General features: G+C 60.0%; 25 protein-coding genes and 1 other RNA gene. 14 read left to right on the top strand and 12 right to left on the bottom strand.

The genetic code is table 11. The features are described from left to right. Positions 1 to 68: 68 nt before the first annotated feature. From F4Y00_07230 to F4Y00_07215, 4 genes are all read right to left on the bottom strand, one after another. Positions 69 to 971, bottom strand: coding sequence for an aminotransferase IV (locus tag F4Y00_07230; protein MYE04744.1), 903 nt, complete (start codon positions 969 to 971; stop codon positions 69 to 71). 1 nt (position 972) lies between these two features. Next, entirely contained in the window at positions 973 to 1,761 is a 789-nt protein-coding gene (locus F4Y00_07225; protein ID MYE04743.1) for an HAD family hydrolase, read from the bottom strand. A gap of 54 nt (positions 1,762 to 1,815) precedes the next feature. Beyond that, positions 1,816 to 3,030, bottom strand: a complete 1,215-nt coding sequence (locus F4Y00_07220; protein ID MYE04742.1) for a Gfo/Idh/MocA family oxidoreductase — start codon at positions 3,028 to 3,030, stop codon at positions 1,816 to 1,818. Positions 3,031 to 3,145: 115 nt separating this feature from the next. Further along, on the bottom strand, positions 3,146 to 3,382 hold the full coding sequence (locus F4Y00_07215; GenBank protein MYE04741.1) for a hypothetical protein: 237 nt from the start codon (positions 3,380 to 3,382) through the stop codon (positions 3,146 to 3,148). Positions 3,383 to 3,546: 164 nt separating this feature from the next. On the opposite strand from F4Y00_07215, the gene F4Y00_07210 reads away from it, so the two are divergent. The 6 genes from F4Y00_07210 to F4Y00_07185 all read left to right on the top strand — a co-directional run bounded on the left by F4Y00_07210 (position 3,547) and on the right by F4Y00_07185 (position 10,066). Further along, complete coding sequence (locus tag F4Y00_07210; GenBank protein MYE04740.1) at positions 3,547 to 4,818, top strand: FAD-dependent oxidoreductase; 1,272 nt, start codon at positions 3,547 to 3,549, stop codon at positions 4,816 to 4,818. Positions 4,819 to 4,877: 59 nt separating this feature from the next. After that, positions 4,878 to 5,816, top strand: coding sequence for a phosphotriesterase-related protein (locus F4Y00_07205; GenBank protein ID MYE04739.1), 939 nt, complete (start codon positions 4,878 to 4,880; stop codon positions 5,814 to 5,816). A 178-nt stretch (positions 5,817 to 5,994) separates the two neighbouring features. Beyond that, positions 5,995 to 6,237: a plasmid stabilization protein gene (locus tag F4Y00_07200; GenBank protein MYE04738.1), complete on the top strand. Its 243-nt coding sequence runs from the start codon at positions 5,995 to 5,997 to the stop codon at positions 6,235 to 6,237. 7 nt (positions 6,238 to 6,244) lie between these two features. Then, a complete protein-coding gene (locus F4Y00_07195) occupies positions 6,245 to 6,667 on the top strand; it encodes a type II toxin-antitoxin system VapC family toxin (GenBank protein ID MYE04737.1) in 423 nt (140 codons plus the stop codon). Between the two features lie 212 nt (positions 6,668 to 6,879). Then, positions 6,880 to 8,412 (top strand): sulfatase, encoded by a 1,533-nt coding sequence (locus F4Y00_07190; protein MYE04736.1) that lies wholly within the window; start codon positions 6,880 to 6,882, stop codon positions 8,410 to 8,412. A 58-nt stretch (positions 8,413 to 8,470) separates the two neighbouring features. Further along, on the top strand, positions 8,471 to 10,066 hold the full coding sequence (locus F4Y00_07185) for an aldehyde dehydrogenase (NADP(+)) (GenBank protein ID MYE04735.1): 1,596 nt from the start codon (positions 8,471 to 8,473) through the stop codon (positions 10,064 to 10,066). Positions 10,067 to 10,182: 116 nt separating this feature from the next. Here F4Y00_07185 and F4Y00_07180 read toward each other — a convergent pair whose 3' ends face one another. The 6 genes from F4Y00_07180 to F4Y00_07155 form a co-directional block, all read right to left on the bottom strand. Continuing rightward, the gene (locus tag F4Y00_07180; GenBank protein ID MYE04734.1) at positions 10,183 to 10,602 is read right to left on the bottom strand and encodes a VOC family protein; all 420 of its coding nucleotides are present in this window, start codon (positions 10,600 to 10,602) and stop codon (positions 10,183 to 10,185) included. A 129-nt stretch (positions 10,603 to 10,731) separates the two neighbouring features. Next, positions 10,732 to 11,334: a DUF899 domain-containing protein gene (locus F4Y00_07175; GenBank protein MYE04733.1), complete on the bottom strand. Its 603-nt coding sequence runs from the start codon at positions 11,332 to 11,334 to the stop codon at positions 10,732 to 10,734. Positions 11,335 to 11,462: 128 nt separating this feature from the next. Continuing rightward, a complete protein-coding gene (locus F4Y00_07170) occupies positions 11,463 to 11,681 on the bottom strand; it encodes a hypothetical protein (GenBank protein ID MYE04732.1) in 219 nt (72 codons plus the stop codon). A 440-nt stretch (positions 11,682 to 12,121) separates the two neighbouring features. Then, positions 12,122 to 12,486: a transfer-messenger RNA gene (gene ssrA, locus F4Y00_07165) on the bottom strand. Positions 12,487 to 12,847: 361 nt separating this feature from the next. Continuing rightward, on the bottom strand, positions 12,848 to 13,597 hold the full coding sequence (locus F4Y00_07160) for a L,D-transpeptidase (GenBank protein ID MYE04731.1): 750 nt from the start codon (positions 13,595 to 13,597) through the stop codon (positions 12,848 to 12,850). After that, positions 13,594 to 14,424 carry an enoyl-ACP reductase gene (locus F4Y00_07155; protein MYE04730.1) on the bottom strand — a complete coding sequence of 277 codons (831 nt, stop codon included), beginning with the start codon at positions 14,422 to 14,424 and terminating at the stop codon, positions 13,594 to 13,596. The genes F4Y00_07160 and F4Y00_07155 overlap by 4 nt, the downstream gene beginning before the upstream one ends. Before the next feature lie 201 nt (positions 14,425 to 14,625). Here F4Y00_07155 and F4Y00_07150 point away from each other — a divergent pair, with 201 nt between their 5' ends. The 3 genes from F4Y00_07150 (at position 14,626) to F4Y00_07140 (ending at position 17,298) form a co-directional block, all read left to right on the top strand. Beyond that, a complete protein-coding gene (locus tag F4Y00_07150; protein ID MYE04729.1) occupies positions 14,626 to 15,468 on the top strand; it encodes a hypothetical protein in 843 nt (280 codons plus the stop codon). 121 nt (positions 15,469 to 15,589) lie between these two features. Next, positions 15,590 to 16,453, top strand: a complete 864-nt coding sequence (locus F4Y00_07145; GenBank protein MYE04728.1) for a biotin--[acetyl-CoA-carboxylase] ligase — start codon at positions 15,590 to 15,592, stop codon at positions 16,451 to 16,453. A gap of 56 nt (positions 16,454 to 16,509) precedes the next feature. Further along, entirely contained in the window at positions 16,510 to 17,298 is a 789-nt protein-coding gene (locus tag F4Y00_07140; protein MYE04727.1) for a type III pantothenate kinase, read from the top strand. Positions 17,299 to 17,316: 18 nt separating this feature from the next. Here the strand turns inward: F4Y00_07140 and F4Y00_07135 are convergent, their stop codons facing one another. Then, on the bottom strand, positions 17,317 to 18,129 hold the full coding sequence (locus tag F4Y00_07135; GenBank protein ID MYE04726.1) for a YaaA family protein: 813 nt from the start codon (positions 18,127 to 18,129) through the stop codon (positions 17,317 to 17,319). A 54-nt stretch (positions 18,130 to 18,183) separates the two neighbouring features. After that, the gene (locus tag F4Y00_07130; GenBank protein ID MYE04725.1) at positions 18,184 to 18,519 is read right to left on the bottom strand and encodes a YtxH domain-containing protein; all 336 of its coding nucleotides are present in this window, start codon (positions 18,517 to 18,519) and stop codon (positions 18,184 to 18,186) included. A 425-nt stretch (positions 18,520 to 18,944) separates the two neighbouring features. Between F4Y00_07130 and F4Y00_07125 the strand changes: the two genes are divergently transcribed. The 5 genes from F4Y00_07125 to F4Y00_07105 all read left to right on the top strand — a co-directional run bounded on the left by F4Y00_07125 (position 18,945) and on the right by F4Y00_07105 (position 24,960). Further along, on the top strand, positions 18,945 to 19,757 hold the full coding sequence (locus tag F4Y00_07125; protein ID MYE04724.1) for an alpha/beta hydrolase: 813 nt from the start codon (positions 18,945 to 18,947) through the stop codon (positions 19,755 to 19,757). Positions 19,758 to 19,872: 115 nt separating this feature from the next. Continuing rightward, the gene (locus tag F4Y00_07120) at positions 19,873 to 20,409 is read left to right on the top strand and encodes a hypothetical protein (GenBank protein ID MYE04723.1); all 537 of its coding nucleotides are present in this window, start codon (positions 19,873 to 19,875) and stop codon (positions 20,407 to 20,409) included. Positions 20,410 to 20,496: 87 nt separating this feature from the next. Next, positions 20,497 to 21,912, top strand: a complete 1,416-nt coding sequence (locus F4Y00_07115; protein MYE04722.1) for a hypothetical protein — start codon at positions 20,497 to 20,499, stop codon at positions 21,910 to 21,912. Between the two features lie 33 nt (positions 21,913 to 21,945). Next, a complete protein-coding gene (locus F4Y00_07110; protein ID MYE04721.1) occupies positions 21,946 to 22,443 on the top strand; it encodes a hypothetical protein in 498 nt (165 codons plus the stop codon). A gap of 186 nt (positions 22,444 to 22,629) precedes the next feature. Further along, positions 22,630 to 24,960: an AAA family ATPase gene (locus tag F4Y00_07105; protein ID MYE04720.1), complete on the top strand. Its 2,331-nt coding sequence runs from the start codon at positions 22,630 to 22,632 to the stop codon at positions 24,958 to 24,960. Positions 24,961 to 24,974: the final 14 nt, after the last annotated feature.

Genomic DNA, 24,974 nt, shown 5'->3' with positions numbered 1-24,974 from the left:
CGGTTCCCCGTGGATTGGATACATATGGAAGGACGTCCGTGCAACGATTGATTATCTCGCCGCCACCCTCATTCCACCACCACGACCCCGCTGCGCGCGGTTTCTTCCCGGTACAACCCGGCAAGGCGCTGCGTCATCGGCCCGATACGCCCGTCGCCGATGGTCCGTCCGTCGAGCTGCGTAACGCCCGCCAGTTCACCCATCGTTCCGGTGCAGAACATTTCGTCCGCGCTGTACGCTTCCGCCAGAGACAGATTCCGCACGTCGGATTCGATGCCGTGCGCTGCGCACAATTCCAGCACAACCTGCCGGGTAATGCCTTCCGGGCAGGCATGAGTATGCCCCGTCAGCACGATCCCGTTCTTCACCAGAAAAATATGCGTGGCGTTCGTTTCGGCGATGAACCCGCTGCGGTCCAGCATCAGCGCATCGTCCGCTCCCGCCGCATTCGCTTCCGTTTTGGCCAGGATCGACTGGAGCAGATTCCCGTGGTGAATCTTCGGGTCCAGAAAGTCGGGCGGGAATCGCCGGATGGAACTTGTTATCAGCGTCAACCCGTCCGTCGGGTACACCGGGGCCTTGTATTCGGCCAGCACGATCAGCGTCGGGCCGTTCTGGTTCAGGCGCGGGTCCATGCCCGACGTGATTTTCACCCCCCGCGTCAGTGACAGACGGATATGCACCCCGTCCCGCATGTCGTTGGCCTCCAGCGTACGACGTATTTCCCCGATGATTTCTTCATGCGACGGAATGACGGCAAACGCCAGCGCCTGCGCCGATGCTTTCAGTCGGTCGAGATGTTCGATAAGGCGAAAGATGCGGCCCTTGTACAGGCGAAGCCCTTCCCATACGAAATCCCCGCCCTGCACCGCACTGTCGAACGGGCTCACACCCGCCTGATCCCGGGGCGTCAGCGTACCGTTGATATTGACAAGAATATTCCGGTTGCGCTCGTCGAAGGTCTGGAGCATGTCAGGCTGTGATCCGGTTTCGGTGCAATGCTTCGTACAGGGGGCGGCAGGTCTCGACCAACTCGTGCAGCGCCTTCGGGACCTCCCGGTTTCCCGGGGGACGGGACCGGAATCCCGTCGAGGTGGCGACCTGGTCGTACCAGTGAGGAGCCCAGACGCCGTCCGCAGGCCGCAGGCCCGGCTCCCAGGAGAGCATGGACGGAGTCCAGGGTACGCCGAGCGCCACGCAGAGTTTTTCGAGCACGCCGGCCGGGTTTTCCAGCACATCGCGTGCGTCGATTACAGGGGCCGGTCGCCCCAGCTTTTGCGTTACGCGCCGGTACAGCGCGCATTGGTTCGGCAGTCCGGTATCGTCCGGTCCGGGATTCGCCGTGATGCGGGCCAGCGACACCGCCATCTCTGCCGGATCGCGGATCAGGAAAGCATGGGTCAGCCGTTCCAGCCAGGGCCCCTCCATTTCCGGGAGCAGATGATGCGCCATGTGCTTCTGGTAGTGAATGTACTTCCGAACGGGCGCATCCCGATTTCCTGTCCCGCTGCGCTGCCCGTCCCCGTTGCGATGCGCCCCCTCGACAAGGTTTTCTCCGCTGTCCGTTTCACCGGTCAACTGCGCTGCCACCTTGCGCCAGTCCGTTTCGCAGCGCGCGATGATTTCGTCGCGTCCGGGATGCGGGGCGCCGGTTTTCAGCAGATAATGCGCATACAGCGGCTCGTCCGTCACGACCGTATCGCCGCGGGCTTCCCATGCGCGCATCAGCGCCGTGGAAATGTTGCGCGGCCCCGACCACATCGCAATGCGGACGACAGGATGTTCGAGCGAACCGTTCAAGGCAATCAAAGGCAATCAATCGAGCGTTACCTGGGTAACGTGTCCCGTTTGCTTGTTTTTCAGGATGCGGCGCGTCGTGCCGTCGGGCAGTACTTCTTCCTTGATGATGACATGTCCGTCTATCTCGCGAACGGTCGGCGCCACCCTCGGATGCGGTTTTTCTGCTCGCCAGTCGTCCAGCACGACCTCTTCCCATTGCCTCGATTTAGCCGATTTGTAGCAGGCGTCGAGGACCGCATTGACTACGTATCCGTCGTAAAAAGTTTCCATCGGCTCCCGGCCTGCCTCCGCCGCCTCGAACATATCCTGAAACATGTCCGTGTAGCCGAGCGCTTTCGGTTCGTCGCCCACCGGAAACAGCCACCCGCTGGGCGTTTCGACCTTCTCGGCCACGTAGCTGCCCGTTTCGCCCGAAGTAAACATCTCGAATCCGGTGCGCAGCCAGTGATTGAGCCAGATCGTGCCCTCCGTTCCGGCCACCTCGTCGCGCAGGTCCATGCCGCCCCGGAACGCCCAGCTTACCTCGATCTGCCCGACTGCCCCGCTTTCGAAGCGGATGAGCGCCACGCCGTGATCCTCCGCATCGATGGGGTGGACGAGCGTGTCGGCCCAGCACATGACTTCCACCGGGCGATTGTTTTTGCCCACGAAATTCCGGACAATTTCGATCGTATGGCACCCCATGTCGATCAGCGCACCGCCGCCCGCCTGTTCGATGTCCCAGAACCAGGCGCTGTGCGGCCCGGGATGCGTTTCACGGGAGCGCACCCACAAAATGTCTCCCAATGCGCCTTCCTGCACGCTTCGGATGGCCTTGAGCGTCTTGGGGGTATAGACGAGGTCTTCGAGATACCCGTGAAACACCCCGGCTTCCTCGACCATGGCCAGCATGCGTTTTGCCTCGGCGGCGGTCCGGCCCAACGGTTTCGTACAAAGGATGCCTTTGCCGGCCTCCGCAGCGATTCGAACACATTCCTCATGCAACTGGTTGGGCAGGCCGATGATCACCATGTCCGTTTCGGGATGCCGGATCGCGGTTTCCAGATCATCGGTGTGATGGGCGATGCCCCATTCTCCGGCGAAGGTCTCCGCCCGTTCCGCGCTGCGCGAAAACACGCTGCGGACGCGGTCGCGCCCCCGGCTACCGTTGACGGCCAGCGCATAGAACATGCCGATCAGGCCGGTTCCGAGCAAAGTGATGGAGGATCCTCTGGGGGTAGTGTCTGTCATGGCAGGTTGAAGGATTTACTGTCGAACACCGGACCGACCGGATATACTTCCGGACGGGTCCGGTTTCTTTCATAGCGGGTGTAAGAAACGATGGGTGTAAAGCCGGGCCATCTCCCTATTCCGGTTTTGCGAAAGGGGGCGACGGCGCCGGGGTATCCCCGGCATTCTTTAGGTATTCGTGCAGGGCTTTATGGTATGAAACCAGTTTATTTCCGATCTTGATTTGTTCGTCCAGCCGTTTTTTGATACCAAAGATCGCAAAGGGAAGAAGCGTCCAGAGTATGGCCAGAAAAACAAGAAAGATGGAAAAAATAACCGTAAGCCAGGCTGCGCCGGTGAGCAGATCTTCCATGGTTGGCGTGGTCTCGTTGGGTATAAAGCAGATCGCCCCAATCTACCGACGGAGCCATTGACGCGCAATGAGCGCGCGGACGGATTATCCGGCTGTCGCCTTCCGCACAATTCTTTCGTTCAATTCGCTTTCCGGGATACCCTGTGCGCATTCACAGCAAGCAAATAATAGCCGAGAAACGCGCCGAAGTGCTTGTTGTGGGCAGCGGCTCCGCCGGGGCTACCACGGCTATCGCAGCCGCAAAGACCGGCGCCGACACGCTGCTTGTTGAGCGATACGGTTTCATGGGCGGCGTCAGCACCCAGGTGCTGGATACGTTCTACGGATTCTATACGCCGGGAAAATCCTCCAGAAAAGTCGTGGGCGGCGTGCCGGACCTCGTCGTGGACGCCCTGAAAGCACGCGGGGCCATGCTCATTCGCCCGAATACCTACGGGGCGGGCGACGGCGTGACCTACGATCCCGAAACGCTCAAGATGGTTTGGGAGTCGCTTGCGCTCGAAGCCGGAGTGCGGCTCCTTTTTCACACCTTTGTCATGGATGTCCTGATGGATGGCGCCCGTGTGGCGGGCGTGGTTGCGGCCACCAAGCGGGGCTGGTTCGAGATCCGCGCCGACTGCATCGTGGACGCCACCGGCGATGCGGATGTGGCTGCCTGGTCCGGCGCGCCGTACGAAGGCCCGGACGAAGGGCCCGTGCAATCGCTCACGACTACCTTCCGCATGACCGGCGTGGACGACGCCAGGGCCCGCGCCGTGCGCAAGGAGGATTTGCATGCCCTGCTGGCCCAAGCCGTCGAAACCGGCAAGTATGACCTGCCGCGCCGCGAAGGGAGCATCCACATTACGCCGTACCCCGGTGTGATGGCCACCAACATGACCCGGGTGGGCGATGTGGACGCCACCGATCCCGAACAATTGACCCGCGCCGAGGTCGAAGGCCGCCGGCAGGCCATGGAGTATGCCCGTTTTCTGCGTGATTTCGTGCCGGGGTACGAGCGCGCTTTCCTGACCGATTTCAGCAACCAGATCGGTGTGCGGGAAAGCCGCCGTATCCGGGGCGTCTACCGGCTGACGAAAGAAGATGTGCTGGCGGCCCGCAAGTTCGACGACGCGATTGCGCAATGCGGGGCGCCCATCGAGGATCACCATGCCGGGCGCGACACGCATTGGGAATATCTTCCGGACGGCGCCACCTATGACATACCGTACCGCTGCCTGTTGCCGCAACAGGTGGAGGGGTTGCTTGTGGCTGGCCGGTGCCTGTCCGCAGAACACGATGCCCATGCTTCCGTACGCAGCATGGCGCAGTGCATGGCGATGGGACAGGCGGCGGGCGCGGCGGCGGCGCTGTCCTGCCAGGGAAAGACCCTGCCTCATACGTTGCCGGTCGATACGCTGCGGGAACGGCTCGCCGGGATGGGCGCCGTATTGTAAATGAACATTATAGATCGGGAATCCGTGAAGATGTCGAATTCTATATTTCCTGCGCCGCCATGCCGATGATCCAGACGGTCCGGGGACCGATCGAAGCCGCCGAACTGGGCGTGTGTTACGGCCACGAGCATCTGCTAAGCGGTCCCCCGGAGCCATCCCCCAACGAGATGGACTTCGTACTTGACGACGAGGACGCCGCCGCGCTCGAACTGCGGAGTTTCCGCAGGGCCGGGGGAGCGGCTGTCGTGGAAATGACCACCCCGGATTATGGCCGAGACGTGGCCGGCCTGCGCCGGATCTCCGAGCGGACGGGCGTACATATCGTGTGCGCTGCCGGATACAACAAGGATCCGTTTTCAGCTTCCTTTGTCAACGGGGTATCCGTCGAGGAACTCACGGAGCGTTTCGTACGGGAGATTGTCGAAGGTATCGACGGCACCGGCATCCGCGCCGGTCTGGTAAAGGCATCCTCCACGCTCAACGAAATCAGTCAGGTTGCGGAAAAAGTGTTTCGCGCCGCCGCCGCGGCGCATCTCCGGACCGGCGCACCTGTTTCGACCCATACCGAGGCCGGAACGATGGCGCTCGAACAGGTCCGCCTGCTGGAATCCGCCGGAGTCGATCCGCGGTGCGTCGTCATCGGACATATGGATCGCAAACTGGACCTGTCGTATCACCTCGAGGTGGCTTCCACCGGCGTTTTTCTGGGGTACGACCAGATCAGCAAGGTGCAGTATTACCTGGATCGGGAGCGGGCCGAGGCGATTGCCCATCTTGTCGACGCCGGGTATGGAAGCCGGATACTTCTTGGAGGAGATCTGGCCCGCCGTTCCTACTGGCCTGCCTGGGGCCATGCCGAAGGCCCCGGATTTGCCTACATTCTGGAAGGATTCGTCCCGCGTTTGCGGCAGATCGGCGTAAGCGATGCGGCAGTCGACGACCTGCTGATAACTAATCCGGCAAGGGCGTTCGCGTTTTCGGCGCCGGAAACGGCCTGAAGTAACGCAGGCCGATCGTTTTCCTTATCGAATCGAACTATAGGGGACCCGGAGCACGAAAGGCGCCCCGATCCTAACCCCCACGCCGCCGATCCCGGAGCGGATCATTTCCCTTTGATATTGATTGCAATGAAATCATTTTGTAAATTCGTGATTGATGAAAACCAAAGGGGGTGGTATGGCGAGTATCACGATTCGTAAACTCGACGACGATGTAAAAACGCGTCTTCGCAAGCGGGCGGCCGGGCATGGGCGCTCGATGGAGGAAGAGGCGCGCGTGATTCTGCGCGAGGCGGTCGAGCGCAAGGAAGGACCGGCCAATCTGGCGAGCGCCATTCGCGCCCGCTTTGCGCCTTTGGGTGGCGTCGAACTGGAGTTGCCCCCACGCGAACCCATGCGTGAACCGCCCCGGTTCGGTTGAGGCGGCCATGATTCTGCTCGATACCAATGTGGTTTCCGAGTTGATGCGTCCGTCGCCGCATCCTGTTCCGGAGGCCTGGGTCGCAAGACGGGCGGCAGCCGGTTTGTTCTTCTCCGCAGTGGGCGAGGCGGAACTTCGTTACGGTATAGCGATCATGCCGGCAGGGCGGCGTCGGGACGAACTGCTTTCGGCGATCGAGGCCATGCTGCGCGAAGATTTTTCAGGACGGGTTCTCCCGTTCGACAGCGATGCGGCGCGCGCCTATGCAGAGATTGCAGCCGCCCGTCGTGCTGCCGGTCGGTCCGCTTCGCAGGCCGATGTCCAGATTGCGGCCATTGCCCGCTCGCGCGGTATGGCCGTGGCGACGAGGAACGTTCGGGACTTCGACGGCATGGGGATCGATATTATTGATCCTTGGGCGGGCGTGTGAGCGAACATTCGCTACAGGATGCTCTGATCGAAACCACCCCCTCAGCCTCTATGCCCCGCAGAGCGCCGCTGCATAGTGGTAACAAGCCCTAATTTCGCGGACTTGATCAGCGTATCCTATATTGAACAGCACAGTTACCCCCCGATGCTAATGATGCGATGTCAAGAAACGTTGTAAAACTTCCCCTTCCGATCCGGTTTTTATGCCTGTGGATGCTGGTCGGTGCGGTTGCCGCCGTTTCGACCGTCTCGGCGCAGCCCGCCGACCGCCCCAATATCGTTTTCATTTTTTCGGACGATCATGCGACGCAGGCGCTCGGCGCCTATGGGGGCCGCCTTGCCGCACTGGACCCCACCCCCAATCTGGACCGCCTCGCGGACGAGGGCATGCTATTCCGGAACGCCTTCGTGACCAATTCCATTTGCGCGCCCAGCCGGGCCGTCATTCTGTCCGGTCTGCACAGCCACCTGAACGGCGTCGAAACGAATGCGCGGCATGACAGCCTCGAAGCCTCCATTCCCGTTTTTCCGGAAATGCTCCAGCAGGGAGGCTACCGGACGGCTATCATCGGCAAATGGCATCTGAAGAGCGATCCCCGGGGGTTCGACTACTGGGAAGTGCTGCCGGGCCAGGGCGATTATTACAACCCGGCGTTTCGAACGCAGGAAGGGGATACGCAATACGAGGGCTACGTCAGCGACATCGTGACAGACCGGGCGCTCGAATGGCTCGAAAACGGGCGGGATACCGACGAACCTTTTCTGCTGATGTACCAGCACAAGGCCCCGCACCGCAACTGGCTGCCCGGCCCGACGCACCTGAACCGCTACGACGACGTGGAAATCCCCGCGCCACGCTCCCTGTTTTATGATTATTCCGGTCTTTCGACGCCTGCCGTGCTGCAGGAGATGGAAATCTCCACGGACCTGCGCTGGGGATGGGACCTGAAACTCCCTCTGAACCCTGAACATCTTGACGAGGTCGCGGAGGGATACCAGTGGATCGATCGCTTTACCCCGGCCCAGCGAACCAATTGGGAGGCGGCCTACGGCCCGAAGAACGATACCTTCTACGAGCGGTATCGCGTGGGGGGCATGCAGGAACGCGATCTGATTCGCTGGAAATACCAGCGATACCTGAAGGATTACCTGCGCACCATTTATTCGATGGACGAAAACATCGGGCGCCTGCTGGATTACCTCGAAGAGACCGGCCTGGCCGAAAACACCATCGTGATCTACAACTCCGATCAGGGGTTCTTCCTCGGCGAAAAGGGGTGGTACGACAAGCGGTGGATGTATGAGGAATCGTTCAAGACGCCGCTCATCGTGCGCTGGCCCGGCGTCGTGCAGCCCGGCTCCGAAAGCAAGGCCCTGGTGCAGAATCTCGATCTTGCGCAGACCCTGCTGGATATGGCCGGCGTGGCGCCGTCCTCGCCGATGCAGGGCCACAGCCTCGTGCCGCTGCTACAGGGAGAAATCCCTGAAGACTGGCGCGAATCCGTCTACTATCACTACTATGAGTTTCCGTGGCCCCATCATGTCCACCCGCACGAAGGGGTGCGCACGGCAGGGTACAAGTTGATCCATTACTATACGCTGGACCAGTGGGAGTTCTTCGATCTCGAAGCCGACCCGGACGAACTCCGCAACGTGTACGGCGACCGTGCATACGCCGAAATGATCGCACACCTGCGGGAAGAACTGGCGCGGCTGAAGGAGCAGTATAACGTACCGGCTCGGTGAGAGGAGTACGGATCCTCCCACCTTTTCTGATCAGACAAGCAAAAACATTTCTCCCGCCATGACACTTCACGGCAAACATCTTATTGCAGGCTGGACGAACGGCGAGGCTACGGAAGGCTTCCGGGCCTGGGATCCGGTACAGGGTGCCAGCCTGGACCCCGTGTTTATCGAGGCTTCTTCTGCCGACATCGACGCGGCCGCCGAAGCCGCCGAGGCCGCTTTCGAGGCCTATGCGGCCACCGAACCCGCCCACCGGGCGGATTTTCTGGAGCGTATCGCATCGGAGATCGAGGGTCTCGGCGAAACGCTGGTCGAACGCGCCAGCCGGGAAACAGGACTTCCGGAGGGTCGGATCCGGGGAGAACGGGGCCGCACCGTGTACCAGTTGCGTCTCTTTGCCGCCGTCGTGCGGGAAGGCTCGTGGGTGGACGCCCGCATCGAACGGGCCGTGCCCGACCGTACGCCCATTCCGAAGCCCGACCTGCGCCGCATGTCTGTGCCCCTCGGACCGGTGGCCGTATTCGGGGCCAGCAACTTTCCGCTGGCCTATTCGGCGCCGGGGGGCGATACCGCCTCTGCGCTGGCCGCCGGTTGCCCGGTAATCTGCAAGGCGCATCCGGCGCATCCCGGCACCTCCGAACTGGTGGCCCACGCTATTCTCCGGGCCGCCGAAGCCGAAAAAATGCCTGCCGGCGTGTTCTCGCTGGTGCATGGACAAGGCTACGAGGTAGGGCTGGCGCTGGTCCGGCACCCGCTGGTGCAGGCAGTGGGATTCACCGGATCGCTTCAGGGAGGACGTGCGCTCTTCGATGCGGCGGCCGCGCGCCCCGTGCCAATACCTGTGTATGCCGAGATGGGGAGCGTCAATCCGGTGTTCATCCTGCCTTCCGCCCTGGAGAACGGGGCGGAGGCCCTTGCCGAAAAACTGGCGGGGTCGATTCTGCTGGGCGTGGGGCAGTTCTGTACGAACCCGGGGCTGGTGTTCGGGGTCGGCGGGGAAGCGATGGAAGCCTTCCTGCAGGCTTTGGGCGAACACATCCGCCGGGCCGAACCGGCGTCGATGCTCCACCGGGGCATCCGCGACCGGTTCTGCGCCGGCACCGACCGCTTGGCTGCTGCGCAAGGGGTCGAGCGCGTGGCGGCTTCGGAGCGAGAGGCGGACCCGGCGCGTACGGAGGGGGGAGGAGCCCTCTTTCGCACAGATGTGCAGACCTTCCTGGCGAACGATATGCTGTCCGAAGAGGTGTTCGGGCCGTCGAGCCTGGTCGTGGTGGCGAGGGATACCGCTGAGTTGGAAAGCGTTGCCCACAGTCTGAAAGGGCAGCTCACCGCGGCGATTCACGGCGATGAAGAAGATATTGCCCGCTATGACAGGCTCGTTCATGTGTTGCGGCGAAAGGCGGGCCGGTTCATATTCAACGGATTTCCCACGGGCGTGGAGGTATGCCCTGCCATGCATCATGGAGGCCCCTATCCGGCCACGACCGATGTGCGTACCGGAGCCGTGGGAGACACCGCGATTCAACGGTTCGTGCGGCCCGTAGCCTGGCAGAATTTTCCCTCGTCCGCATTGCCCCCGGAACTGCGCGACCGCAATGAGCGCGGCATCCGGCGCCTTGTGGATGGGGAGTATTCGACAGGGGATGTGGAGTGAGGCGTCAAGGCAGTGAGGACTATTCCGGCTGCCTCATACGCAAAATCCGTACGCGAAGGGGCTTTTTCTTGTCACGCAAGCCCCTTTGTGGCCTTGCACGGGTATCCTGACCGGCCTCAATCCGCCGGAGGTCCAAAGTTTATCTGCCACGAGATGCCGAACTTGTCGACGCACATACCGAAGTAGCCACCCCAGAACATGTCTGCCATGGGCATCACCGCGGCGCCTCCTTCGGACAGTTCGGAAAATAGCCGGTCGGCTTCTTCCCTGCTGTCAGGGCTGACGGAAACGGCGAAGTTGTTGCCGGGGATGAGCGGAGGCGTCTGCGAGTCGATGTCGCAGCCCATCAGGACGTTGGATCCTATAGGCAGCGACATATGCATGACGAGGTCGCGATCGCCTTCCAGCACATTCATTTCCGGCGGTCCCTCGCCATAGGTGAGAAATTCCGTGAACTCGCCGCCGAATACCGTGCGGTATAATTCGAATGCTTCCCGGCAGTTTTTGTCGAAGACTAAATAAATGGTGAAGTTCATTGTGTGGTATGTGGGTGTTCCTGGGATCGAGTGGGCTTGAAACCGGATGGAATGTAATCTGTCTCTGCCTTGATCGCAAATCCACGAACTCCGGTTTATCCGGCCGCAACCACGCCGGGTGCAATAGCACTATTCGAGCACGTTCAAGCCGCCGTCGTCCAGCTTACCCGGGCGGCTCCAATAAGCGTATTGGGGCGTCCATTCCTTTTCGCCCAGTCCGGCGAGGCCGAGCAGACTCCACATTGCGCAATAGATGTCTCCGGGCCCGAACACGCACGCGTTCTTGCGCAGTATGGCGTCGCCGTTGCGTTCGTAGATCACAGCGCCAGGATAATTGCTCTGGCCGTTTACGACGGATTGCTCGCGAATGTAGTCCCCGCCGCCGTGCGAGGCCAGTCGAAACCGCCAACCGCGGGCATTGGCGAATCGGCGCTGGGTTTCCGGCGGGTCCTTCGAGAGGAGTACTACAGACAAGGCCGACTCCAGATGGGCAAGTAATCCGTTGAAGCCGTCCGCCCACAGCGTACAATAGCGGCAGCCCTGTCCCATGTTGTGGATCGCAAGCAGCTTGTCCTTTTCGCCGAACAGGTCGAGCAGCGTGGTGTCACCGGTCAGCGTCGCAAAGGTGTAATTGCGGACGGGCGCCCCCAGGCTGGCCTTTCGCAGGGTGTTCAGTTCCGCGATCAACTCGCCGATCTGTCGTTCGAGTTCGGTAATTCTATCGTCTGCCATTCGTTGCCTTCGCTGGTGGATTATCAAAGCGTTGATTATGTCATCGGGTAAACGGACGCGACCGGAACGAACGCGGCATCCGGCGCCTTGTGGATAGGGAGTATTCTACAGGAGACGTGAGGTAGCCGTTACACGAAGTATCCGGCGATAATGGCGGCCGTGATCACGACCGCACTTCCCACCACCCAACGCAGCAACCGGTTTTCCGAACCGGTTATCTCGGCTCGCAGAAAATCCTTCGTTACGAGGTCATCTTGCGATACCGTGTACGACTCCACAATAGCGTTCGCTTGCGTTTCGCTGAATCCGGAGGCCGTCAAGGTGTTGAAGATGCGGTGCGTATCCATGACCGATTTCCGCCATTCGATATGGGCGTATCCTACGAAAACCGCAGTGCGACGAACAGAACAGCGTTCATTGCTGCCACAATACCCACTGTCGCCAGAATTATTATGCGAGTTTGCCGCTCGACGATCGCTTCTATTTTGTCTTTTGTCGCCATCCCCTTACGGGATTCCTGCACTGCATATACGATCTCGTCCGCCTGACCTGGAGCGAAACCAGCTTGAGTGAGACGGTTATGTATAGCGTGCGTGTCCACAGTCAATTTCTCTTCGATTTCAAGCTGCTTCCATGAGCGAAGCAAGGAAAAAGAATGAGGGTGGTGTTTCCCAGCGACAGGTACAAGATACGCACGCAGCCGCAATATAACCTTGTCCGTTCGAAAAACCGCAGAAGCGAGCGGGAGAAATCCTCGGGACCCGCTTCCATACTTCCTGACATACTGTGGTGGAGATGGCGGGAGTCGAACCCGCGTCCGAATGGCCGTACCGACAAGCGTCTACGTGTGTAGTCGGTCTTTCGTGCTCACCTGCATCAAGAGCCGCCCGACAAGAGCCGGATGCAAGCAAAGGCTGATTGTTTTGACTGCGGCCTGTTCAGCCGGTACGGACCGCAGCGGGTTCATCTGAGTCGGTGCCCTAATGCATGCCGATGAACGAGCAATGCATTGGACAGATGGGGCTTACGCCGCCATCGCGTACGAGTAATCGTTCGCATTTACCAGTTCCCAGTCATATTAACGAGCTGGACTGAGGAGCTCGACACGCAACTTGCAGCGCGAATACCACCCGTCGAAACCATGTCATCCCCATATGTGCAAAGAACAGCGCCGCCGTATGGCCGCGCAAGGCTACTGTCCCGACGCATCGTACGCACCCGTCCAAACCGGGGTTGCCCGTTTGCGGCTGGGACAGAAACCCCCTTAACCCGTTCTACGGAACGCCCTCAGGCAGGTTTCTTGCCGCGGTATGTCCGTTCCCCCAAAACTACCAATTCAAATAGAACACGTGAACGAGTATCCCAAGGATTGCCAGATTAACCAGCAGGTGCAGGATGGCGATCTTTTTCATGGCTCTACCCTGGTTTGTTGACCTTGTTTTTTTGGATGAGGAGGTGTATTCATCCAACGCTGAACTGGTAACGCGTGTAGGGGCGGATTTGGTATAACTCCCTACTCCACCAGCACCGGCGTACCCACATGCACTATCTCCCATAACCGGTCGATCCACCAGTCGGTTACGGCGATACACCCCTGCGTCCAGTTTACACTGCCCCCTGTACCGTTGCCGTGAATTTCGATGAACCCGCCCAGCAGGGTGCCCATCGGGGGCATTTCGAGCGTTTCGTCCGCCTCCATGATCGCGTCATATTCCTCTTCGGTAATCAGGCCCGATCTGATTCCCCGTTCGGCGTCTTCCGCCGAGGGATAGTTCAGCACCAGCGCTTTGTAGAATTTGCTGTTCGGGTTTTTCGCCACGATATGGAAGTTTCCCTCGGGCGTACGCCAGTGATCGGGTTCCAGCGTGCCGCCTCTCCGCACCTTGTCCATGATGGCATTGAGACCCAGATCGACCGAAATCCGCATTGCCAGATCCGCCCCCCGGTACACAAAAAGCGTTTGCTGCTTCTTTGAAATGCGGAGCCACACGTTCGATACGGCTTCCTCGGGTACGAAGCCGGTCACGTCATCCATCGTTCGGACATGCAGCCATCCGTCCTGCGCATCCAGCATAAAGAGCGGTTCCTGCAGGGCGAGCGGACGAAAATCGGGCAGCGGTGCGGTCCGGTCGGGACGTGCATACAGCGTGCCGTCCCGTTCGATGGAGTAGTAGAGTGGAGGCGAAGCGTCCCGGTCCGGAGGAGCGGCCCCGGATATTCCAAAAACCAGTGCAAAAAAGATCGGAAAGAACGCAGCTCTCATTCTTCCTGTCCTGGCGGAAATGCTTTTGCGAGCCCCTCGACGACCTCGTCCGAAATACCCATGGCGCTGAAGCCCCCGTCATGGTACAGCGTCTGCATGGTCACCATGCGGGTATAGTCGCTCAGGAGCGTGACGGTATAATCCGCGCAACTCGCCGCATCCGCGTTGCCGAGGGGGGAAATACGCTCCGCGAATTCGAACATCGCATCAAATCCGTCAATCCCCGATCCCGCCACCGTGCGGGTTGGGCTCTGCGAAACCGTGTTGATGCGAATCCCCCGCTTGCCCAGCCGGTAGCCGAACGAACGCGTAATGCTTTCCAGCAGGGCCTTCGCGTCGCCCATCTCCGAATATTTCGAGAACACGCGCTGGGCGCCGATGTACGTGAGCGCGACGATGGAAGCGCCGTCCGTGAGGACGCCGGCTTCGAGCGCATGATGCACGATCCGGTGCAGGCTGATAGCGGAAATGTCCAGCGTTTTCTGATACCACGCGTAGTTGAGTTCCGGATACGGCACGTTCTTCCGCAGATTGACGCCCATCCCGATGGAATGCACGATAAAATCAAGCGGGCCGTCTTCCTTGACCTGTGCATACAGTGCAGTCAGGTCGTCGTCACTGGTGGCGTCTGCCCATATAACCTGCCCCCCGGTTTCTTCGGCCAGACTGTTCAGCGTACCGAGGCGTCGGGCCACCGGCGCATTCGAAAGCACGAGAGACGCTCCTTCCCGGTGCGCGGCTTCCGCAATAGCCCATCCGATGCTCTGATCGTTCAGGGCGCCGAAGACAAGCCCCCTTTTTCCTTGCAACAACCCGTTTCCGGTCATCTTCCTGTGGATTATGCGTACTATATTACCGAGGCGTTTTTTGATCGCTTCCGGAATGCGCGGCGCATGCAGCGTATCCGGGATGCGCGCCTGAAATGTAAGAAATCCGGGGTTTTATTCGCTACTGTATCCGTTCTGATCGGTTTTTGCCGCTGTGTCATGCCGCATTTGATGTCCCGCTCTTTGCTCTTTGTCCGGAAAATGCGACCCCTCCGACGGGTTTCGCATGGATCGGTCCTTGCATGGAGCGTGTGTCTGGTATTCCTTGCGTCGGGATGCGCGGACCGGAACCCGACGCTGCCCCTGACGCCGGAGGAATCGGCCGCTGCCGATTCCATCGGCGCCTTGTTGGAGCGCATCGACGAGACGGCGCTGCGCTCTGCCTTTCAGAGCGTTTCGACCCGTGCGTACACGCAACGAACCCGCACCGGGCAATTTGACGAGGGCGGTGCGCTTCTCGCTTCCCGTGAACAGGAAGTACGGCACGATGCGGAAGGGCCGCGCACGATCTACTCGGAGTCTTCCGGAACGTTCGATTTCGGCTATCTGCGCCGTTTCGTTTCAGCGGACGATGACCTGGAGGAAGCCGGCTTCGCCGCATCCGATCTGGCAGAGTATATCATTCCGGAAGATCCGCCGTATGCCGTAGCCCGGAACCGGGAAGCCTGGCGGTACGAATTCGCCCCCGATTCCATGTTGTCCGACCGCCCTGTGCGGGTCATCAGGATTACTGCCCGTCCGGGTTTCGAAGTGTCCCGGTCCATCCGGCGCGTACGCCTGTATCTGGACCGGACATCGGATCGTCTCGTCGGCATATACATCGAGCGTGTGCATACTGCGTTGTGGTTCCGGGAGGAAAGCGCCTTTTTTCTGAGCACGGTTCGTCTCCCTTCCGGCACGTGGGCGCCGGACCATACCCGTTTCGAGACGCGCATCAAACTCCTGTTGCGTCCTGCGCAGCGTTTCCGGAGCAGTGCGGAGTATTACGATTTCGGGGAAATGGTTCAGGCGTCGAATCGCGACGACCCGGACCGTAGCGGCTGAATGTTCGGGAAAGGCCTGTCGGCGGGAAACAGACCGGGTGTGCAAGCCATGACCATCGTGGTTATTTTTTGCAATCCGCTTTAACCCTGTTCGACGAAAGGGTCCTTTCATTCTTCGATTCATGAATGCCCGGGAAAGACCGATGCGCCCCATGGTCACGTCTCTGCGAGAGATAACGGGCGGCCCTGCTCATGAGGCCCGCCGTCTGCTCGATACGCAGTACGCCGGCCGGCAAGGCTATATCGGGAAGGAAATCCGGGCGTACGATACCGTGACTTCCACGAACGATCTTGCTCTGGACTGGGCGACGGCGGGAGCGCCGAACGGGGCGGTCGTGTACGCGGAGCTCCAGACGAAAGGGCGGGGACGCATGGGGCGCGCGTGGTCGGCGCGCAGCGGTCTCAATCTGACCTTTTCCGTGATCCTGCGTCCGGTGCTGGCGCCTGATCGCTGGAACCTCATTACGATAGCTGCCTGCGTGGCGGCGTCGGAAGCCGTCGACAGCTTTACGGCGCCCGTATGCACGCAGATAAAATGGCCCAACGATATCCTGATCGACGAGCGGAAATGCTGCGGGATGTTACTTGAATCCGCCGGAGCGGGACAGGCTTCCCATGCATCCCGCGCGGTCATTCTCGGCATCGGCATAAACGTCAACGAGGACACGTTCCCGACCGATATCGAACCACAGGCTACATCGCTTTTGCTGGCCACCGGGCGCACGATTCACCGCGCTCATCTGCTCGCCGCCGTATTCGATCGCCTCGAACAAGCGCTTGACCGCCTCGAAGAAGATGCCGTCGCCGTGGGGAAGCGGTACATGCGCCGTATGTATAACCTGAATGCTCCGGCGGAACTCCGTTTTGCGCACGGAAGCGGTTCTGTGCAGGGCATTGTAGCAGGACTGGGGGAGACCGGCGGTCTTCTGCTCGCCACCGACGAGGGTATGCGGACCTTTCATGCCGGCGAAGTGACCACGGGATAGGATACTCCGATCAAAACCACTTCGCTCAGAGTATCCTGTATTAACCAGCGAAATCCATGTGGCTCACGTTCGACATAGGAAACAGCGCGATCAAGGGGGGCGCGTTCGAGGGAGACCTGCTGCGCCATGCGTTCTCACTGCCGCACGACCCTGCAGGGATGGAAGCCCGGCTGGACGCAGCTATAAGCCGGGTGCGTGATGCCGGACATAGCATAGACCGGGCCGGGATAGCGTCCGTCGTGCCGGATTCCGCCGCATGTCTGACCCGTCTCCTCAAGGATCGAGGCCACGCTACGGTACAAATTCGTTCTACGATGCGGCTGCCGTTCCAACTGGACTCCACCAGCCCGGATACCCTCGGAGTCGATCGTCTTGCCGCCGCTGCCGCCGCCTGGTTCGAATACGGAAAATCGTCGCAGGACGGCGATCCCCGTCACGTGATCGTCGTCGATGCGGGCAGCGCCGTTACCTGCGAGGTCGTGCGTCGGAGCGGCGTCTATGCCGGGGGCACGATCGGTCCCGGCCCGGAACTTGCCCTGAATGCATTGCACCGGGGCACGGCGCAACTTCCCGATGTGGCTCCGGAGTGGCCGCGCATTCTTGTCGGCCGGTCGACGGCGGAAGCCATGCAATCCGGAATCATGTACGGATTCGTGGAGGGCGTACGCGGCCTCCTCCGCCGAATTCGGGAAACACTGCAGGGGGAAGCGTTTGCAGTGGCTACCGGCGGATGGAGTTACCTGCTCGCAGAACAGGCGCCGGAAGTCGATCGGGCAGACGAATATCTGGTGCTGAGAGGCGTGCGCCTTCTCATGGCGCTGAATGATGAGGCGGAGACAGGGTAGCTATGCGCCGATATGCGCTCAGGCGCGCCGTACGAAGACAATCTTTATTTCCTTCGATGCGGCATTTTCCGTCGTCCCGTCCGGGTCGTACGTATATCCGTCCGGGTGGGTCCAGTGCAGCAACGGCTCCAGATCTTCCAGCGATTCACGCACAATGAAATTGACCAGTTTTCCCCTGAGCGGCGCCAGGCTTTCACCCGATTCCTGCCGCGATCCGTTCTTTTCGTCGTAGAACCTTACGCGCACGATCTGCTCATAGCTGTGGTCGTCTTCCCAGGCGGCAAGGTGTGAATCGGGCAGCATGTCCCATACGAACGCCCCGGCGATAGTCCGGTTGAGGGCGGGGCTGACGAAGGGGCGCCAGAAATCGGTCAGCGCACCGATATTCGGTACCTCCGACTCGATGGGCAGCCGGTGGTCGGGAACAAGGTCGTCCGGGCGCAACAGTCCGAAAAATCCGGAGAAAATGACGCCGTTTTCGAGCAGGCGGCGTTGCGCGCCCGTGGGCAATCCCGGGAAATCCATGGCTTCGTACATCACGCCCGGGCTGAAGCGCTCCAGCGCAGCCATGAGCGGCGCGTCGTAGATTTCCTGATTCAACTCGATGGCTTGTGCGAGCTCTTCTCCGTTGACCGCAAACAGTTTTTCGAGATCCCCCCCGGCTTCGATCGCTTCCTGTACGGCGCCGATGATCTTCCGGCGCTCGGGGTTCAATTCGTTGAAATAGTTGAACGTGTTCGGCGTGCGGTAGTCGAACATGTCCGGAACGAAAGGATTACCCCCCGGTTGCGATTTTTCTGAAGGGGGGAGAAGGATCGAAAAGTTCGGCATGAGACAGGAAGTGCTCCGGCGGGGTGCATCGTGCCGGAGACCCTAATACTATTGTTATTTTTCCTCCTCGGAAGAAGGCAAAGAGGCGCCGCGGGCGTCTCCAAGCAGTGCGTCTATTTCGTCCCGGATCCGGCGGGCCTCTTCCTCGGCGTCCTCGACGAGTCGATTTCCCGTGCGGCGGGCTTCGCTATCGCCTTCCGGGCTGGAGAAGTCCTCAACGGCCGATCCGATCCGATCCGCCAGTGTTTCCACTTGATAAACAAGGCGGCGGCGCAGCTTCCGCCCCTCTCCCGGCGCCAGCAGAAGCCCAACAGCAAAACCTGCGGATACACCGGCTATCAGGCCCCATACCCCTGCTCGAACGATATTACCCAGTGTGTAGTGCTTCATTCGATGTATGCTCAGGTCAAGCCCGCGTTTATCTTCCTTTCTTCTTGTGGCGATTCTTACGAAGACGCTTTTTTCTTTTGTGGGTAGCGATCTTGTGTCGCTTTCGTTTACGTCCGCATGGCATAATGACGATCTCCTGTCGTAAATACGGTAGTAGTGTTCAGCAGCTTGTTTACAGGGCTCCTGCGAGGTGAACAAGTATTTACACGGATCCGGGCGCAAAGTTTCAATCCGGACAACACATAACCTGCTCCATAACCGGCTCGGAATACGAAACATTCCGGTCAGCACCTGGGGGAAACATTTTCAGGACTCCTGCACGACACTTCACGAACGGGAAGCGGGAGAGGTGACCGCCCCATTTTTATTGAAAGCCTTTACGCCGTATCTTATCAAGTCGTTGCGAGTCATTGAATGCAGAGTGCATGTACACGGTTATAGAGAAATCCCTCTACAACGTTAAGGAGCGGGGCGATTTCCGGTATTTGGACGAAGGGCCCGTGACAGAGCGCCCTCCAATCGTTTTCCTGCATGGCATGTTGGGAAATCTGACGAACTGGACGGACGCCGTCCAGTCCGTAGCGGCTAACGGATATCGCGCCATCGTTCCCTTTCTGCCGGTCTACACCCTTCCTGTGGGGCAGACCAGCATGCAAGGCCTGGTGGAGTACGTGCATGCATTCCTCGACGCGATGGAGCTTGATTTCGTGACGCTTGCGGGCAACTCGCTCGGAGGCCAACTCGCCATCCTGTATACTTTCTCCCACCCCCAGCGTGCAAGTGCACTGATACTCACCGGCTCCTCGGGTTTGTACGAGGTGGAAATGGGTACGGGCAGCCCGCGCCGGTATGATCCGAACTTCGTCCGGGAACGGGCAGCCATCACTTTCTACGAAAAGGAACAGGTGACGGAAGATCTGGTGAACGAGATGCTGGAAGTCGTCGCAGATCGCGCCTGTGCGATCAGACTGATCAAGATGGCAAGGGCGTCGAAAAACGAGACCGTTCGTACCCGTCTTCATGAGATCCAGGTGCCGACGCTGCTCGTGTGGGGGGCGAATGACGCGATTACGCCGCCGGATGTGGCAAGGGAGTTCGAAGAACTCATCCCGGATACCGAGTTGCACTTCATCGACAAGTGCGGTCATGCCCCGATGCTCGAACATCCGGAGACGTTCAACCAAATCATGCTGCATTTTCTTCGGGAGCGCGTGAGCACTGCTACCCTGGCGGTATAAAGGGCCTGTTAGCACTATACAGGGATATGGCGCCCGGCCGCGCCGAAGATCCCGGTTGCCTTTCATGCGTACGTACAAGGACGTTCGTTATCCTTGCCCTGCAAGCCGAGGGATCATGAAACGATTATGCGCACCGGCGGCGCTTCTCGGCGCTTCTCTTTTTATTTCGGCGTGCGCCCCGTCCCTTGCCCCTCTGTACCGGGATTATGACAGGCCGTCTTCGGATACGCTTCTTGCGATTGCCGTTTCCGGAACAGTAGATCCACCGGGCGCGCCGTCCGGCATGACGCCGGATGAGGGCGCTGTCGCAAGCACCGTCCCCGAACGGATCGTCGCCGCGCTCAACGAAGCAGGATGGGATACGACGGCCACCGACCTGCCCCACGCCATTGCAACGAAGGAGCGTGTATTGCGCCAGTGGGGTCTGTACCGGATTACTGTGTATATGGAAGTAACTCCGCTGGGGCGCGATCATGTGCGCATCTACATACATCCGTTCCGGAAATACATCTTCGGCAGGGCAAGCAAGATTCAGTATCTGACCCGCCCGATTCGATCCCGGTTCATGCCGGAGCTCGACGAGGCATTCGCAAAGTACGGCCTGAAACCCGCCGGGACGCCGTTCGAACGGGACGATACGGTCTTGCGGTAACAGGCCCTAAGCGCCTGCGGCGTGAATCTTATTTCAAGGAATCTCCGTAAAACAGTCAGGTACCTTTTTCCATGATTGTGCGCCGCCATGAATAGCCTTGCAAGGCGCTTCGTTCCGTTTCTTATCCCGGCAGGCTTGCTGTTCGGCCTGTTTTTTCCCGCGTCCGGTCAGTCGCAACAGACTTCCTCCTTGTCGTCCCCGGACGCGCTGTTCGAAGCGCCGCTGGCCGACGGGCCCGTGTACATTGTTCCGATTCAGGGCCCTATCGACAATGTGCTCGCCCGGTACGTGGGGCGAGCCGCCGGCGATGCGGAAGCGGCGGGCGCATCGCTGATCATCTTTCACGTGGATACGTTCGGCGGGCTGGTGGACGCTGCCGACAAGATTCGCAAAACGATTCTGGACCTCGAGCCGACCACGGTAGCGTTTATCGACAAGAACGCGGCTTCCGCCGGTGCGCTCATATCCTATGCCAGCGACCGGATCGTGATGGTTCCGGGCGCTTCCATCGGGGCGGCCACGGTGGTGGAGGGCGGTTCGGGAGAGGCGGCGCCGGACAAGTACCAGAGTTACATGAGGGGGTTGATGCGGGCCACTGCGGAGGCCAATGGGCGCGATCCGCGCATTGCGGAAGCCATGGTGGATGAAGAACTGGAAGTCGAGGGGGTGTCCGAGGCCGGCAGCGTGTTGACGCTTTCTTCCGAGGAAGCGCTTCGGCTGGGTGTTGCGGACGCTATTCTTTCCGATATCGATGCGGTGGCGGAGCAAGCCGGTCTTGCCTCGACCGCTTCGGTGGCGCACCGTGCCTCGACCCTCGAACGGGCGCTGCGGTTTCTCAGTTCACCGGTTCTGCAGTCCCTCCTCATGCTGATGATGATGGGTGGGCTGTACTTCGAATTGCAAACGCCCGGCGTCGGGTTTCCCGGGGCTATCGCTGCTATCGGCGCCACCATGTTTTTTGCGCCGCATTACATGATCGGCCTTGTCCAGAGTTGGGAAATCGTGCTTTTCGGCATCGGAGTGCTGCTCCTGCTTGCCGAGATCTTCGTGATTCCGGGTTTTGGCGTGGCGGGCATCAGCGGGCTGGTGCTTGTGGCCGGTTCGCTTTTTGCGGCCCTGGTCGGTAATGTCGGGCTTTCGTTTCCGCCTTTTGCCGCGCTGGCGCCCGCGGTGGGTACGATGGCGGCCACACTGGTCCTGTTGATCGTTCTCATGTTTTCTCTCAGTAAATATCTTCCAAAATCGGAGCGGTTCGGCCAGTTGGTGCTGGCCCCGGAACTTGCCAGCGCCTCCGGCTACGTTTCGTCTGAAACCATGGAAGAGCTGGTTGGCCGGACGGGTGTCTCTCTGACCCCGTTGCGTCCCGCGGGCATGGCGGACATCGAGGGGGAACGCATCGATGTGGTGACGCGCGGGGAGTTTGTTTTGCCCGGAACCAGGGTGGAAATAATCCGGGTGCGCGGCAGCCGCGTGATCGTACGTGCGGCGCCTGCCGCCACATGACTTTTTTCCTCCAGCAATACCCCTGATTACCTGATGGAATTTTTTCTTCCCATAGCACTCATTCTGGTGGGTCTCGGTCTGATTGCCGTGGAAGTGTATCTCGTGCCCGGTTTCAATGTGGTGGGCATCTTCGGTTTCATTGTCATTCTTTTCGCTATCGGCTACACCTTCACGGAATCCGGGTTGCTGGGCGGAATCTATGTCATTGTGGGCACGGCGATAGCGGGGGGCGGCCTTTTTTACTGGATGTGGACCTCGGGAGCCTGGGATCGATTTGTACTGGGTACGACGATTACAGGAGAACGGCCCGGGGAAGACCGGGAAACGGAGCGCCGTGCAAAGTATCTCGGCAAGACCGGGGTTGCAGTAACGCCCTTGCGCCCTACCGGTGTAGCCCGCATCGACGGAGAACGCATCGAAGTGGCTACGGAAGGGGATTTTATTGCGGCCGGAAGCAACGTGCGCGTCGTGGCCATGGATCGCCGCCGGTTCTTTGTGCGGTTGGCGAATCTGGAAGAATCTGCTTCGTAGCCGCCCGCTTCAGGATACGCTGAACTTCGCGGTTATGGTAACGGGCCCTGATTTCTTCCCGCGTATCTCACATGCAAAGGGTCGAATCCCCGCTTGCGTTGCGGTATCTTGTTCTGTGCCGGGTGTCGTACTCTGATCTGTAATGAGGCCTGTCGTTCCGGTTGCGGCTTTTTTCCCCTGCACTGTATGCTTTTTTCCGATTCTTCCGGCCCGCCCGCTTCTTCCGGACAACCCGTTTCCAACGGGGAGGCCGGCGAGGCTATTATGGGGGGGCTGAATGCTTCGCAACAGGAAGCGGTGCGGGCGGCCGAGGGGCCTGTGCTTGTCGTGGCCGGCCCGGGTTCCGGCAAGACCCGGATGCTCATGCACCGGATTGCGTATTTGCTTGCGACGGAACGCGCCAGACCCTGGCAGATTCTTGCGCTGACGTTCACGAATAAAGCGGCCCGCGAAATGCGCGACCGCATCGATCGGCTTGCGGGCGACGCTTCCCGCGATCTGTGGATGGGCACGTTTCATTCGATCTTTGCCCGTCTCATGCGTGTGGAAGGGGAGCGGATCGGTTATGCGCGGGATTTCAGCATTTATGACACGGATGATTCGGAGCGGATTCTGCGCCAGTTGATGGAGCGTTTTCGGATAGACGCGAAGCAGCATAGCCCCCGCAGCGTCCGGCATATCCTGTCCGGTGCGAAGAATCGAATGGTGTCCCCGGATCAATACGAGCGTTCCGCTTTCGGGCCCCTGCAGCAGGTAGCGGCGCAGCTTTACGGCCCCTACGAACAGGCGCTTCGCACCGCGAACGCCATGGATTTCGACGACTTGCTCCTGAAACCGATCCTCCTGTTTGAACAATGTGCGGATGTACTCGAAAAATACCGGGAGCGCTGGACATATCTGCACATCGACGAATATCAGGACACGAATCGTTCCCAGTATATGCTGGCGAAACTGCTTGCCGGGCGGCGCAGGAACATCTGCGTCGTGGGCGACGACTCCCAGAGCATCTACGCTTTTCGAGGCGCCGACATTGCAAACATTCTTTCTTTTCGGCGCGATTATCCGGAAGCCGTTACCGTACGGCTGGAACAGAATTACCGCTCTACGGGAAGCATCCTGCGACTGGCCGATTCCATTATCGAACACAATCGGGACCGCCTTGAAAAGAAGCTGTGGACAGAAAACGCCGACGGGGATCCTATTGTGCTCATGGAGGCGCTGTCGGAGCGGGATGAGGCGCAGAAAATCGAGCGGGCGATCCGGAGCCTGCAGGCCCGGTTCGGATACGGCTACGAGCATTTTTCGGTACTCTACCGGACCAATGCGCAAAGCCGCTCGATCGAGGATGCGCTGCGCCGCGGAGGCGTTCCGTACCGTATCGTAGGCGGGCTGTCTTTCTACCAGAGAAAGGAAGTGAAGGACATTCTTGCTTATCTGCGCCTTCTGGTCAATCCCGGAGACCTGGCGAGTTTGCGCCGCATCATCAATTATCCAACGCGAGGCATCGGGGACAGAACGCTCGGACGGCTCATGGCTTTTGCGGAAGAGCATCAAGGGACGGTCTGGGAGGCGATCGAGCAGGCTGAGTCGGTGGGGCTCGGGCCGCAGGCCGGGCGCGCCGTCGTGGCGTTTCGGGAGATGATGCGCAGGCACATGGAAGAGGTCGAACAGGGCCTGCCGGCGGAGGATATTGCGCGTTCCGTCGTGCAGGAAACAGGCATAGTCAAAAACCTTAGCCAGGACCAGACGCCTGAGAATCTCATGCGGTGGGAAAATGTGCAGGAATTGATCGGGGCTATCGCGGAGTATACTGCGGAAAGCCCCGGGGAGCATACGCTCAGTACATTCCTGCAGGAGGCGGCGCTCCGGACGGATCTCGACGAGATGGACAGCGAGTCGCGCGTAACGCTTATGACGCTGCATTCCTCCAAGGGACTCGAATTTCCCGTAGTGTTCGTTACCGGTCTGGAGGAAGGGCTCTTTCCTGTATCCATGGCCATCGGGGAGGTTGCCGCCGTGGAGGAGGAGCGCCGGCTTTTCTATGTAGGCGTTACGCGCGCGGCGGAACGGTTACACCTTTCTTATGCCCGGACCCGCTTTCGCTTCGGCAGTTCGGCGCCGACGGTACGCAGCCGCTTCCTGGACGAGATCGATGGCAGCGTCGTGCGCACCGAAGCCGGGGAAGCTGTCCGGCAGGAGGCGGGGCGCTTTCTTCCGGATCCTGAAGTGGTTTCCGGCTTCTCCGGAGGTCCGTCGTACGACCGGATGGCGCCGCATTATTACCGGCAGAACCTGGCCGCGCCCGCCCGCAAGGAAAGCGGTCGTACGGTGGTCTACGATCAGGGGGAGGGCGCCATTATCCCGGGGTGCTGTGTGAATCATCCCCATTTCGGCGAAGGAGAGGTGCTTTCCGTGGAAGGCCGCGGCGAGAAAGCAAGGGCTGTTATTGCCTTTCGGGAAGCGGGCCGGAAAAAGGTCATGCTGAAATTCGCTGAATTGCGTCTCGTGGAACATTGATTTCCTGCATTAAC

Source organism: Bacteroidetes bacterium SB0662_bin_6 (genome assembly GCA_009839485.1).
Lineage (GTDB): Bacteria > Bacteroidota > Rhodothermia > Rhodothermales > VXPQ01 > VXPQ01.
Note: the sequence above shows the minus strand (reverse complement) of the source record. Positions and strands in the feature narration are given on the sequence as shown.